The organism is Limosilactobacillus reuteri (assembly GCF_002254085.1).
GTDB lineage: Bacteria > Bacillota > Bacilli > Lactobacillales > Lactobacillaceae > Limosilactobacillus > Limosilactobacillus reuteri_K.
Genome location: NZ_NGPY01000022.1, coordinates 98,365 through 111,371 on the forward strand (window position 1 = coordinate 98,365; position 13,007 = coordinate 111,371).

The window sequence follows — 13,007 nt, forward strand, 5'->3', positions numbered from 1 at the left end:
CCATAAGAAATTGTTCAAAATCTGGTAAGATAAAGATAGTAGTTAGTTTTTAGGAGGTAAGGTATATGTTTTTACCGCAATTAGGATTGAAGGGAAGCAGTCAACTAAACCAAATTGATGATCGCTTACAATATAATCCTGCTACTTATGAATTTTACACTGATGCTCACGACTTTACTGATGAGGGTTATCATCGTCTCTATGATGCAATTCAATACGTTAAAGACGCTGGTATTAAAAATATTATTCTACATCACCCAATGCAATTTCAAGATCATCATTCAGAGGTAGTAGCCCCGGAAAAACAGTACCCCGCCCTATACCGCTTCATCGAATTTACAACTGAAAAACTCCTTTACTTAGCCGATGACCTCGATGTTCAAGTTCTGGTCCACGGTGGTTATGCCGGTCCTGAATCACGTTACTTTGTTTCACTATACCCTAGTGTAGAAGACGCCCGAAATGCTGTTTATCGTCGATTGGATCGTTTTGCAGATGCTGGCGGTGATCATGTCATGTTTGAAAATTCAATTGCACCAGTCTTTGCTTACGGCGATCCTCTTCAAGAAGATGAAATTCTTGCGCATGATTATCGACTTGCCTTTGATACATCCCATTGTTTTATTGAGCTTCATGGGAACAACCAGAAATTAGCATCATCCCTAGAACACTTAAAAGATCGTACTGTTCACTATCACCTAGTTGATTCAATGGGCAAAACTCATGATAGTCTTACTCTCGGCACCGGTAAAATTGACTGGGCTAATGTTCTGCCTCACTTAAACCCAGCTGCTACTAGTATTTATGAAATTAACTTACATGATCAAAATAATTGTCGTGAACAAATCGACAGTCATAACTATTTACTTAAACTTTATCAAAAGCTTAATAATAGAGGAGAGTTATCGTGAAGCAATATATCAATCGCCGTCATATTTCTTTAGTATTAGCCCTATTTGTCCTCTACTTAGCAATCACCTATTGGGAAATTGTCGCTAAATTTATCCAAACAATTTTTTCTGCAACCGTGCCGCTTTTAATAGGAGCAATCCTTGCCTATATTGTTAACTTACTATTAAAACAATATGAACACCTCTACCTATCTTTATTCAAGAAACCAAGTGCGCAAAAATTCAAGCGACCGGTTGGAATAGTGATGTCTTACTTAACAATCATCCTAATAATCGCCGTCGTTTTTGCCCTAGTAATTCCCGAGCTTATTACGTGTGTAAAACTGCTTATTGCAAATCATAGTCACATTATCAACCATTTTATCGATTACTTTGAACATAGCAGTGATTTTAAAGGCTTCATCAATAATCTTGATGCTAGTAAAATTCAATGGGATAAACTTGGTAAATATCTTACGTCTGGCGTTGGTGGAACTTTCCGGACGGTTATTTCAACAGCCTCATCTGTATTTTCGGCTGCCACAACTGCAATTATTGCGTCTTTCTTCTCAATCTACCTCTTGATTTATAAAGAAATGTTGCAACGTCAGTTTACTAAATTACTTTCAACATACTTTAGCCGATACCAGTCACAAATAATTAGAATTCTGAAAGTTTTTGATGAAAGTTACAGTAACTATATTGTTGGGCAATGTAAAGATGCTGCTATTCTTGGAATCTCGTGTTTTATTGGAATGACGATCTTACGAATGCCTTATGCTGCCATGATCGGAGTTGTAACTGCATTTGGTGCTTTAATCCCAATCATCGGCGCCATCCTTGGAGCTAGTGTCGGAGTAGTTATCATCTTTGCTGTTTCTCCACTTCAAGCTGGTATTTTCTTGATCTTTATTATTCTCCTTCAACAGTTAGATAACCGCATTACCTATCCACTAGTTGTTGGAAGATCAATTGGGCTACCGAGTGTATGGGTATTTGCCGCGGTTATTATTGGTGGGGGAATTTCCGGAATTCTTGGAATGATGTTCACTGTTCCCTTATTTGCAGCCCTTTATAAATTATTAAGTGCTGATTCAAGAAACAGAATAACAATTCAAAAAAATGAGTGAAAAACCGTAGCATTTTTCACTCATTTTTTCATTTTTATAAATTATCTGGAACCTCTGCAACAGGCTGATCCTTAGTCAGGCGATAAACTTGCGATGTATTTACACCAAAGTACTGGTTAATTAACTTGCTCAATTCTTCCATCGCTTCATTAGCGCGTTCAATTTGTTCTGGATTAATTGCTTCCATAACTGCAACTACATTTTGAGAATCTTCTGTCAACATTGTTCGTTGAGCTTCACGCCAGTTTAAACAACGACAAACAGCACCTTCATCGTCATAATAAATAACTTCGCCCTCTAAAGCAGGTTCATCTTCTTCAGCACCGACTGGCCGAAATGCTTCGCCACCTTTTGCAACACCCAAATGAAGGTTGCCAGCAATCTTATTTCGGTCTTCAATGCCTACTGGAACACCGTAGCTCAAAGAAATACTATTGTAGACATCAACAAGAGGTTCAATTGGTTCAAATTTCCGTCCTTGATTGGCACGCTTCAATAAGGCCTCAATTGATGAGCGCGCACCTTTCTTTTTCTTAAACTGTTGAAATGCTTGACGCCATTGATCAACAACTAGATTCAAACGAAAAGTTTCATTAGTTAAAAACTTATCAGCCTCATGAGTAGCATTTGCTAATAGCTTCTTCCGTTCATCATAGTTGTTATCAGTATCATGGTTATCAATGCCATTTGCAAACAAGATGTTTATTTGTGCATCTGGAAAAAGTTCCCAAAAACTTGGATCAATCGTCACTTGCTTCATAAAAATACTCTCCTCTTTATAAATTAGTATTGACGTTTGCCCCCATGCTTTACGGTATCCCAATCACCATCAATATTTTGCCGGATACGAACTAGATAATCATGAACCTGCTGAGCCTCTTTTTCCGAGAAGCCTTTCAATGCCTCACTATTTGAAAATTGGTTTTCACGAATAATAAAAGGATAAATTTCTTTCCCCTTTTGAGTAACATAAAGTCGTTTAATTTTCTTATTCGTCGGATCACTTTTTCTTTCAATAAAGCCACTTTTCTCAAGCTTTTTAACAGCACGGGCAATCGTTGTTCGGTCTACTTTTATCAAGTTTGATAATTGTTCTGAAATAATTCCTGGATGCTCATAAATACGAACAACATATAGGTATTGACCACGTGCTAAATCGATTTGCTTGAACTCAATGTTGGCAATCGAATCGAGGGCTCGATCAATCATCCCTATTTCACGTAAAATATCAATCATTGATAAAAATTCTCCTTGTCTACAATATTAAAACGTTTTTGTTGTAATTGCAACAAAACATTCAAAGCTAATTATTTTCCAATGGCGCCGGCTGAGCAACTTTTTGCATTGCTGTTAATAATTGAGCAGCATCCATTCGCGTTAAAACTGATTTCAGTGCTAATGTCATTAATCGATCATTCTGCGGATTAATCACGTTATTGCTTGGAATTTCTTCTCCAGCTAAAAGTGCGTTCAAAATTTCAACAAAGCGGTCATAGGCAGCTTGCGGGTAAGAATTCATAGTAACCTGGGCAATTCCTGCACGGATATCATCTAGTGAAAAATTTGATTTTAATAATCCAATAAGTAAAAGATCTACTAATTGGTTAACAGCATACTTTTTCTTGATTGGTGCTTGAATAACTTTCTTTTTTACATAATTATTTACCATTGATTTTGTAAGTGGTTCAATTCCCAAATGGTTCAATTGTTCATTTACAATTGCCACCACCTGGTCAACATACAAACCTAGTGTAGGCAATTCTTTCCATCGTGGAAATCGCACCCGTGCTAAATTATTTTGCCATCGTTGATATTCTTCTAATTTATCCATATCACAACCTGCTTTCTTATGGGGCAATTCCAATCGATTGATTCCGAAAATCATCGGTAGTAACTGCTTGTTCAATTATCTGTGCTACTTGTCCTAATCCAATCTCTTTGCCTTCTAAAGCCTCCCCTTCACTAACAACCTTAAGGGAAGTTTCTTCATTAGTAATTGGCAAAGCCCTAATAATAGTATATGGTAACTCAAATTCATCAATCATTTTAACCGCATATTGATGAGCAAGGACCGCCTGAGTTGCCTGTTGTCCATACCATTCCTGTAGTTGCTGATTGGTCGCATCATCTGCTGTTCCTGCAATCGAAAGCATTACTATTTTTGATGGTAAAAACAGTGAATGATCGATCAATTCAGCTAACTCTTGCACTTCATCATCTACATACTCATTAACAGTAGGAAGCCAACACAACACATCCCCACGTTGAATTTCAAATTTAAAACTAGTGAGCGCAACCGCTTCTGGAACCTTTTTGATAATCGTTGGTACTAAATCGTCATGCCGGTGACTAATAAAAACTATTCGACCCATCACAACCTCCAAATCTATTAGTAAGCCATCAATTCATCTTCAATCGTTGCATCTTCAATTCTGACATCAGTAATGGTACTTTGCTCTAGTAGTGGCAATAATGTTTGAATATTTCCAGTGAAAAGGAAACGGGTCTCATTACCTGCCTCTTCTAACATGTGTGCCCCTAGCTTTACTGCATTGTCGATTGGGAAACCAGTTCCCATTACCGTCACAGTACAATCTACTCCATCATTCATCGATAAATCACGTGCAGAAGTCAAATGACTGCCATTAAAGTAATAAAGAGTATGAGCAAACCGCATCAATGTTGAAATATTTTTACTTGTGAAAAGCACTAAGGCATCGACCTTTTGAGCATAGTCTTTAACAAGGTGACCAATCATTTGCCGTTTATCTTCCTCCAAGCCGTCAAAGGCATCACTCAAAATAACGATTGAACATTGCCAAGTAAGAAGGAGTGCTATCCGTAGTTCTAGTTGTTGAGCCTCACTTAATGCAGCAATCATTTGATCAGGTTTAAATTTCAATGATTTAAGCATTTGGAGTGCTTGTTCTGGCTTCAAAGCATTTTTACGATGACGTAATGCGTGGTCAACAGCTTTCGCCACTGTCTTCCCTTTTAAAACTACATCGTCAATTCGGCCGATTTCATTTTTGCTTTGACGCTTATACTTTTTGAATGGGACCCCGTTAATTGTTACATCCCCATTTAAAATTTTTCCACGGACAGATAATAAATCTTCTAATGCAGTTGCTGCACCTGTATCGTTACTGCAAATTCCGATTACTTGTGGTGACTTTAGTTCTAATGAAACGTTATCTAATTGGTCTCCTGATTTAGCATCATAGACTAAATCATTAATTGTAATACTACTCACTATATAACCTCTTTTCCTAAGCTATCTACCTTTATTAATCTTATCATTTTTTAGGTAATGAACGAAATAAACATGTCTTTCTTTTTAACATGCTTTAATTTATAACGCCTTATTTGAATGGTAGAATAATATACATAAATTGTACTTACCAATCGAAATGAGGAATGTTATTTTGAATGAGGGCCAACTATTCACAAATTTTATAATTATCATCATTACGTTTATCTTTGCAGCATTCTTTGTAGCAGCCGAGTTCGCCTTAGTGCAAGCACGGGTAACGGCCCTAGAAGAAATGCAAGCAAAGCGCGATAAACCATCTGCGAAAATAAACCGTGCAATCAAAATGGTCACCAATCTAACGGAATATCTTTCGACCACTCAAGTAGGAGTTTCAATTTGTGGAATTATCCTCGGTTGGGTCGGCGAAGGGACAATTGAAGAGCTCTTAACTGATGCTCTTTCGCTGCCAAGCTGGTCACTAAACAATAGTGTAATCCATGTTGTAAGTGCCATTGTGGGAGTTCTTCTTCTAACATATTTTGAAGTGGTCTTAACCGAGATCGTACCTAAAAACATCAGTATTGATATTCCAATTAAGACTTTGATGTTTGTTACCACCCCACTGCACTATTTTCACATTACTTTTTATCCTTTCGTCTGGTTGCTTAATAGTTCTGCCAACGGAATTGTCAAAATGTTAGGCATGAAGCCAGCTGATGAGAGTCAAGACGTCCTTTCGCAAAGTGAGATCATTAGCCTATCTCGAAACGCTGTCAAAGGCGGTGAACTTGAACATAATGATTTGCTGTACATGGAACGAGCATTTGACTTTAACGATAAAGTTGCTAAAGATATTATGATTGATCGCACGCAATTAACAGTTATTGATATCAATAAAACTGTGAATGACGCGATTAAACTATATCTTAAAACGAAATACAGCCGCTTACCGGTGGTTGCTAATAATGATAAGGATAAAATTTTAGGTTATGTTTTTAACTATGACTTAATTCGGCAAAAACAGATTAACGGGGATGTTTCTCTAGCAAAAGTTCTTCGTCATATGCCTACTACTCCTGAGACCACCCCAATCACCGAAGTTCTTAAGTTAATGATTAGTACCCGGGTGCCGATGGTCGTCGTTGTTGATGAGTATGGGGGTACTAGCGGAATTATTACTGACAAGGACATTTATGAAGAATTATTTGGAACGGTGAGAGACGAGATCGACAATGTTTCAGATAACATGATTTCTAAGATTGGTGAAAATCAATACCAGGTTGATGGAAAAACGACCATTTATGACTTTGAACGCTTCTTCCATGTTGAACTTAAAGATTCTGAAGATAGCGATGTGGTTACTTTGTCAGGATACGTATTAGATAATTATCATAATATTCATGAAGGGGAAACGATCAAACTAGCCAACCTTGATTTAAAAATTCAAGATTATCGTCATTCATATATCGATAGCTTTATCGTTACTACTTTATCAAAATAAAACTTTACATTTTGGCAACAATAAGAAGATTATCCTTTTATTTAACCCTTAATTCTACTAAAATAATTCTGTAATATTAAAATAAATCTAAACTAGAAGGAAGAAATTCACATGGCACCAATGAATATTATTTATATCTCGCTTGAGGGAAATACCCGTTCCTTCTTAACGCGGATGCAGGGATATGCTAAACAACAGCACAGTATTAGCGAAGATCGTCCACTTCTCGAATTAAAAGAAGTTAGCGACCAAACTCTTCCTGCCGATGAGACAGAACCCTTCTTTGCTTTCGTACCCACATATTTAAATGGTGGTAACGGGATCGATTCTGGTTTCACTGAAATTATGACAAATGCATTAGGTGAATACATTGCCTACAACGATAATGCCAAACAATGTATCGGTGTAGTAGGCAGTGGTAATAAGAATTTTAACGAACAATATTGCTTAACTGCTCGTAAATATGCGCGAGATTTTGACGCACCATTTCTCGCAGATTATGAATTACGGGGCACTTCACAAGATATTGAGCGAATTTATACTATCTTAGCCAAACGGTGGAGCGAAATTAACGCTTAACTGCTAACAATAAAAGCGACTTGGAAAATCCAATCCAAGTCGCTTTTATTTTAGCCTTGTTTATTAGCACTTATCAGCCATGTTATCCCATACTTATCCACAACCTGTCCCATTACATTATTTAGGACCCAATCACCAAATGGTACCGTCACACGTTGATTGTCTGATTTTGCTAAACGATTAAACAAATCACGTGCTTTATCTTCCTCTTCTTCAAAATCAAGTAAGATTGAAATTAGCGTAGATGTTTGGGGATTGCCCATCGTTGCATCTGCACAAATAATTTTTTGACCAGCAATCATAAATTCACCACGCATTGTTGTCTGGTCCAATTGATCAACTGGTAATCCAAGACTTTCCGCCTGCTCTTTTGTCAGAGCCTCGTGATATGTAATTTGAGCGCCAAAGTCTTGTTCGTAATAAGCCATTGCTTCCTTCGCATTCTCAAATGTTAGGTATGGGTATATAGCCGTCATAGTGTTCCTCCAAAAATATTCATTGTTGATTATATATTTTGAATCGCTTTCCGTCAAACTAGCTTCCAATTGGATTAGCCACTTCTAACCGGATATTAATCATAACGAGGGACCTATTATGATATAATTGTCTAGTCTATTATCAAGCTAATCTTATGATGAAAGGATGAATTTTTTGGAAAAAATTAAAAAGCATAGCCCACTTCTAATTCTCGGACTATTTTTCCTTGGAGTTTGTATGCGTATGCCGATTACAGCAATACCATCTGTCATTAAAGACATTGCACAAACTTTTAATGTTGAAACTACTAGCTTAGGAATTTTAACAACTATTCCACTACTTTGTTTCGGATTACTATCATCAGTAGTTTCAGCACTCGCTCAACGAATTGGTAATGAATTAACGATTGAGTTAGCAATGATTTTAATGTTTATTGGTTCTTATTTACGAATTTTAAACTTCTCATCGTTAATGATCGGAACAATATTAGTCGGGGCTGCCATCACTTGCATTAACGTCTTATTACCTGCGATTATTTCTGATAAACTACCAAATCAAATTGGAAGTGTAACCGGGATGTATAATGTCGCAATGACTTTATTTGCTGCAATTGGCGCTTACGCAATTACTCCAATTACCCACGCTACTAGTTGGCAAACAGCTGTTATCATTATTAGCATTGTTGCTTTAATTACAGCTATTATCTGGGTACCGAACTTACGCTATAATCAACGTGCCATTAACGAAAGTAGTTCTACTAATCGAGGAACTAACATGTGGAAAAACGCAAATGCATGGTGGTTACTCTTATTCTTTGGGGGACAATGTTTCGTCTTCTATAGTATTGTTGCCTGGTTGCCTACAATTGCCATGGATGCCGGATTAAGCAGTGATAATGCGAGTCTAGTTGCTGGATTACTACAACTATTATCAATGCCATTCGCCTTTGCAATCCCCGTAATTGCCACTAAGATGAAGAATCGGCAACCAATTATGCTATTTGCGGGAACCATTTCTTTAATCGGAACTGGAATGATGTTCTTCCCGGTAAATTCCCTTGTTTACTATATATTTGTTGCCCTATTTCTTGGTGCTGGTACAACTACCACTTTTGTTCTTGCAATGACTTTATTCGGACTAAAGACCAAGAGTTCCGCTGATACACGAAATCTTTCTGGAATGGTCCAATCAGTAGGATACTTAATTTCTGCATTAGGTCCGATCATTGTCGGTAACCTTTATTCACAAACACATAACTGGTTCGCAAGTTTAGTCGTAATTGCTATTGCCGCTATCTTTTTTACAATCTGTGGTGCAATAGCAGAACGGAAACAGTTTGTGTAAGAGACGTTTTAAGGCTGAGGAATTTCTCAGCTTTTTTATTTAGTTTAACTTTGTAAGTTCCAATTTTAATTAATTACAAATTTCTTTTAAAAGTTTTTTGATCTAGACCATTAATTGACAAGCGCTTGCCAAAGACTAATCAATAAGCCATTTATCGTTAATGGTCCATTTCCGTTTTCTAAGATATCTTCTCAGAAAACGTTTCCTTTGATAGTGCAGATTATGCTTTAAGAGTATATAATTGTCACGGTATAAGAATTTTCTGAAATTTCAGAAGGAGTGAACATTTTGGCTACAGAAAATAAGGCTGTCATTACATTATTTGGTGCTACTGGTGACCTTGCAAAGCGTAAACTTTATACTGCTTTGTTCAAGTTATATCAAAAGGGTTACCTAGCTGACCATTTTGCATTACTAGGAACTTCCCGTCGTCCATTAACTGACGAAGAATTCCAACAAATCGTTCGTGAATCTATTAGCAACATTCCAGAAACTGAGGATGGCCAAGCAGAAGCATTCTCAAAACACTTTTTCTACAAGTCACATGATGTTACTAAGCCAGAACATTACGAAATCCTTAAGCAACGCCTTGCTGAATTAGATGAACAATTTGGCGCTGAAGGCAACCGTCTCTTCTACATGTCAATGGCACCACAATTCTTCGGCACCATTGCATTGAACTTGAAGAAGCAAGGATTATTAACTGATAACGGCTTTAACCGTCTTGTTATTGAAAAGCCATTTGGTCGTGATTTTGAATCTGCCAAGAAGCTTAACGATGAATTATCACAAACATTTAGTGAAAATCAAATTTTCCGGATTGACCACTACCTTGGTAAGGAAATGGTTCAAAACATTCAAGCATTACGTTTTGGTAACACCATGATTGAATCACTCTGGAATAACCGTTACATTGACAACATCCAAGTAACATTAAGTGAAAAGCTTGGGGTTGAAGAACGTGCTGGTTACTATGACCAATCTGGTGCATTACGTGATATGGTACAAAACCACATCATGCAAATTGTTGCTCAATTAGCAATGGAACAACCAGTTGCATTTACTGATGCTGATGTTCGAGTTGAAAAGATTAAGGCTCTTCGTAGTCTTCGCCTCTACACACCATCAGAAGCAGCTGCCAACTTTGTCCGTGGACAATACGATGCTGGTGATGGAACTAACGCTTACCGTCATGAAGATGGTGTTGATCCAGAATCTGGTACTGAAACCTTTGTTGCTGCTAAGTTAATGTTTGATAACTATCGTTGGTCTGGTGTACCATTCTACGTTCGGACTGGTAAGAAGTTAGCAGACAAATTTACTCGTATTGATGTTGTCTTTAAGAAGCCATTAATCGATATCTTTGCTAACCCACGTTCTGAAAGTGATCAATCTCTTAACTCAAACGTATTAACTATTTTTGTTGAACCTAACTCAGGTTTTGCAATCCAATTAAATGCTAAGCGTGCGGGTCAAGGCTTCACAACAGAGCCTGTTGATTTACGCTTCTTACAAAGTGATTCTGATAAGAAGGAATCTCCAGAACCATATGAACGTCTTTTCCATGATGCACTTGAAGGCAACCATACAAACTTTGCCTCATGGGCTGAAATTGCTTATGCCTGGAAGTTCGTTGACGTTATCCGTAAACTTTGGGATATTGAAAAGCCTCAATTCCCTAACTACACTCCTGGTTCCATGGGTCCAGCTGCTTCTGACGAACTACTGGCTCGCGATGGACGTAAGTGGGTTTATCGTTTAAATCATTAGTTACTAAAAGTAATTTATAGCATTCGTGCTGTAAATTACTTTTTTATAATAAAAATTGATGTTTAGCGTTTGCACTATCTTTAATTTTTGTTATAATCGAGGTTGTGAATTATATTACATAAGTATTGAGGAGAGTGACTTTAATGTCTGATCAAAAAGCACAAATTGGTGTTGTTGGTTTAGCTGTTATGGGTAAGAACCTTGCACTAAACATCGAAAGTCGTGGCTTCACGGTTGGTGTATACAACCGTCACCGTAACCGTACTGACGATATGATGCGCGACCACAGCGATAAGAAGTTAGTACCTAGCTACACTGTTAAGGAATTCGTAGACTCATTAGAAAAGCCTCGTCGGATTCTTATGATGGTTAAAGCCGGTAAGCCAACTGATGCTCTTATCGACGAATTATTGCCATTACTTGACAAGGGTGATGTTTTAATCGATGGTGGTAACACTAACTTCCACGATACTATGGCTCGTAACGCTAAGTTAGACAAGTCTGGTATCAACTTCATTGGAATGGGTGTTTCCGGTGGTGAATTAGGTGCCCTCCACGGTCCATCACTTATGCCAGGTGGTCAAAAGGAAGCTTATGACTTAGTTGCTCCAATCCTTACTAAGATTGCTGCTAAGGCTGAAGAAGATAGCAAGCCATGTGTTGCTTACATTGGACCAAATGGTGCTGGTCACTATGTTAAGATGGTTCACAACGGTATCGAATACGGTGATGAAGAATTAATTGATGAAAGTTACAACATCATGCGTAATGTATTAAAGATGCCTGTTGATGACATTGCTAAGACTTTTGCTGAATGGAACAAGGGTGAATTAAGCAGTTACCTTGTTGACATTACTGCTGATATCCTTACTCGTAAGGATGACCTTGGTGACGACAAGAACAAGCCTATTGTTGACATGATCCTTGACCGTGGTGCTAACAAAGGTACTGGTAAGTGGAGTTCAATGACTGCTCTTGATGGTGGTGCTCCTCAATCAGTTATTACAGAAGCTGTTTATGCTCGTTACATTTCAATGATGAAGGACGAACGTGTACAAGCAAGTAAGGAATTGCCTGTTGAAACTGAAGCTATTTCAATCGACGATAAGAAGGAAATGATTGAAAAAGTACGTCAAGCTCTTTACTTCGGTAAGCTTATGAGTTATGCACAAGGTTTCGAACAAATGCGGATCGACTCCGAACGTTACGACTGGAACCTTAAGTATGGTGAACTAGCTCAAATCTGGCGTGCAGGATGCATTATTCGTGCACAATTCTTACAAAACATTACTGATGCCTTCACTAAGAACCCAGACTTGAAGAACTTGCTTCTTGATGATTACTTCAAGGACATTGCCAAGAAGTACCAAAAGGCAACTCGTGACGTTGTTGCTCTTGCTGTTAAGGCTGGTATTCCTGTTCCTTCACTTAGCGCTGCTATTAGTTACTACGACTCATACCGTTCAGAAGTGCTTCCTGCTAACTTGCTTCAAGCTCAACGTGACTACTTCGGTGCTCACACTTACGAACGTACTGACCGTCCTGGTAACTTCCACTACAGCTGGTACGAAGAACAATAATCAAATAAATTTTGATTTAACGACTGAGATCTGTTCTCGGTCGTTTTTTATTTTAAATTTCTTAACATGAACATAGAAACGTGGTTTGATTAGAGTAGAGGTGATTATCATGAATAAAACATTTATGAGCGGCTATTACCAAGGGGTCATCGAAACAGCCCCTGCTACCCTTTCAGCCGCTAAAACAGAACAGTTAGCAATTACAATGACAATTCTCCATTTACGCCATGCCGGAATAAACATTACATCGATCCACGATTTTCTTGTCAACGATCTTCATGCAAATGAACGCCTTGTAAATAAATATATTAATTTAAATGCAGATGACTTAGAAACTGCCCAAGCCCAAGTTATAGCAATTGCTTTCAATTAATAATTATTTTGATATTTCTTCTTTTTTCGTAAAACTTTACTAAAAGTGCATTGACTTTTTCTATGAAAACGCTTACTATTATTCGTGTAAGATATTATATGTTGTTGTAG

At 37.6% G+C, this 13,007-nt stretch carries 14 protein-coding genes; 8 read left to right on the top strand and 6 right to left on the bottom strand.

What is annotated here, in order from left to right; genetic code table 11:
• Window positions 1-65: 65 nt before the first annotated feature.
• Window positions 66-911 (top strand): sugar phosphate isomerase/epimerase family protein, encoded by an 846-nt coding sequence (locus CBG10_RS05490; protein ID WP_094511928.1) that lies wholly within the window; start codon window positions 66-68, stop codon window positions 909-911.
• Entirely contained in the window at window positions 908-2,020 is a 1,113-nt protein-coding gene (locus tag CBG10_RS05495; RefSeq protein WP_094511930.1) for an AI-2E family transporter, read from the top strand. The genes CBG10_RS05490 and CBG10_RS05495 overlap by 4 nt, the downstream gene beginning before the upstream one ends.
• Before the next feature lie 34 nt (window positions 2,021-2,054).
• On the opposite strand, the gene CBG10_RS05500 is transcribed toward CBG10_RS05495, so the two are convergent.
• From CBG10_RS05500 to CBG10_RS05520, 5 genes are all read right to left on the bottom strand, one after another.
• Entirely contained in the window at window positions 2,055-2,780 is a 726-nt protein-coding gene (locus tag CBG10_RS05500) for a B3/B4 domain-containing protein (RefSeq protein ID WP_094511931.1), read from the bottom strand.
• A gap of 23 nt (window positions 2,781-2,803) precedes the next feature.
• Window positions 2,804-3,256 carry a MarR family winged helix-turn-helix transcriptional regulator gene (locus CBG10_RS05505; protein ID WP_094511933.1) on the bottom strand — a complete coding sequence of 151 codons (453 nt, stop codon included), beginning with the start codon at window positions 3,254-3,256 and terminating at the stop codon, window positions 2,804-2,806.
• Between the two features lie 67 nt (window positions 3,257-3,323).
• Entirely contained in the window at window positions 3,324-3,905 is a 582-nt protein-coding gene (locus tag CBG10_RS05510) for a DUF1836 domain-containing protein (protein WP_019252002.1), read from the bottom strand.
• Window positions 3,868-4,392: an NAD(P)H-binding protein gene (locus CBG10_RS05515; protein ID WP_094511934.1), complete on the bottom strand. Its 525-nt coding sequence runs from the start codon at window positions 4,390-4,392 to the stop codon at window positions 3,868-3,870. The genes CBG10_RS05510 and CBG10_RS05515 overlap by 38 nt, the downstream gene beginning before the upstream one ends.
• A 17-nt stretch (window positions 4,393-4,409) precedes the next feature.
• Complete coding sequence (locus tag CBG10_RS05520) at window positions 4,410-5,273, bottom strand: P-loop NTPase family protein (protein WP_094511936.1); 864 nt, start codon at window positions 5,271-5,273, stop codon at window positions 4,410-4,412.
• A 157-nt stretch (window positions 5,274-5,430) separates the two neighbouring features.
• Between CBG10_RS05520 and CBG10_RS05525 the strand changes: the two genes are divergently transcribed.
• Window positions 5,431-6,774, top strand: coding sequence for a hemolysin family protein (locus CBG10_RS05525; RefSeq protein WP_094512005.1), 1,344 nt, complete (start codon window positions 5,431-5,433; stop codon window positions 6,772-6,774).
• 111 nt (window positions 6,775-6,885) lie between these two features.
• The gene (nrdI, locus tag CBG10_RS05530) at window positions 6,886-7,353 is read left to right on the top strand and encodes a class Ib ribonucleoside-diphosphate reductase assembly flavoprotein NrdI (RefSeq protein ID WP_019251998.1); all 468 of its coding nucleotides are present in this window, start codon (window positions 6,886-6,888) and stop codon (window positions 7,351-7,353) included.
• Window positions 7,354-7,403: 50 nt separating this feature from the next.
• Here the strand turns inward: nrdI and CBG10_RS05535 are convergent, their stop codons facing one another.
• Window positions 7,404-7,829: a VOC family protein gene (locus CBG10_RS05535; protein ID WP_094511937.1), complete on the bottom strand. Its 426-nt coding sequence runs from the start codon at window positions 7,827-7,829 to the stop codon at window positions 7,404-7,406.
• A 166-nt stretch (window positions 7,830-7,995) separates the two neighbouring features.
• On the opposite strand from CBG10_RS05535, the gene CBG10_RS05540 reads away from it, so the two are divergent.
• The 4 genes from CBG10_RS05540 to CBG10_RS05555 all read left to right on the top strand — a co-directional run bounded on the left by CBG10_RS05540 (window position 7,996) and on the right by CBG10_RS05555 (window position 12,897).
• Window positions 7,996-9,174 carry a CynX/NimT family MFS transporter gene (locus CBG10_RS05540; RefSeq protein WP_094511939.1) on the top strand — a complete coding sequence of 393 codons (1,179 nt, stop codon included), beginning with the start codon at window positions 7,996-7,998 and terminating at the stop codon, window positions 9,172-9,174.
• Window positions 9,175-9,462: 288 nt separating this feature from the next.
• Window positions 9,463-10,944 (top strand): glucose-6-phosphate dehydrogenase, encoded by a 1,482-nt coding sequence (zwf, locus tag CBG10_RS05545; protein WP_003664946.1) that lies wholly within the window; start codon window positions 9,463-9,465, stop codon window positions 10,942-10,944.
• A 143-nt stretch (window positions 10,945-11,087) separates the two neighbouring features.
• Complete coding sequence (gene gndA, locus CBG10_RS05550; protein ID WP_094511940.1) at window positions 11,088-12,524, top strand: NADP-dependent phosphogluconate dehydrogenase; 1,437 nt, start codon at window positions 11,088-11,090, stop codon at window positions 12,522-12,524.
• A gap of 109 nt (window positions 12,525-12,633) precedes the next feature.
• Window positions 12,634-12,897: a hypothetical protein gene (locus CBG10_RS05555; protein WP_094508280.1), complete on the top strand. Its 264-nt coding sequence runs from the start codon at window positions 12,634-12,636 to the stop codon at window positions 12,895-12,897.
• Window positions 12,898-13,007 lie beyond the last annotated feature (110 nt).